The following is a 693-nucleotide window of genomic DNA, read 5'->3' as shown; positions in this document are numbered from 1 at the left end:
GATGTGTTTAAAGCCAACAGGAACTTCAAAGCACACTTCGCCATGATCGGCGGCGATCTTGTCGAGAATATGCGTCGTGGCGATATTGCGTACCACCGATCCTTTCCAGCCTTTATATTCAAGCAGGTAGTAGTAAAGCAGCATCAACACTTCGTTGGGGTGAATGAAGTTGCCTTTCTCATCGATGATACCAAGACGGTCTGCATCGCCGTCAGTCCCAATACCGATGTCGTAGCCTTCTTGCTCGACAAGGTGCATCAAGCGGTACAGGGTCGCAGCACTTGGAGAAGGCATTAAACCGCCGAAGTCTGGGTTTTTTCCGTCGTTGATCACGTCTACTTCACAGCGGCCGTTGATTAGGACGGTTTGTAGTGCGTTTTTCGCGACACCAAACATCGGGTCAATCAGCACACGAAGGTTGGCTTTTTTGATTGCTTCAATGTCGATAAAGTCGATGATTGAATCAACAAACTCGTTCATCGGGTTGATGATTTCAATCAACTTGTCTTCAACCGCTTGATCAAAATCGACACTTTTCACATCTTGTGCGGTAAGTGTGGAAATTTGAGTTTCAATTTTCTCGGTAATGATTTCATCTGCATCACGACCACCTTCAATGAAGACTTTGATGCCATTGTAATCTGCAGGGTTATGCGATGCGGTGATGCACGCCGAGTAAGCACAGCCCATCTC

The 693-nt window shown here is 46.8% G+C and carries 1 pseudogene; it reads right to left on the bottom strand.

The window, feature by feature from the left end:
- A pseudogene (locus R7Z50_RS27645) lies at positions 1 to 693 on the bottom strand (phosphoglucomutase/phosphomannomutase family protein); the annotation flags it as partial.

Source organism: Vibrio sp. 1249-1 (genome assembly GCF_033340495.1).
This window is presented reverse-complemented; position numbering and strand designations above follow the sequence as displayed.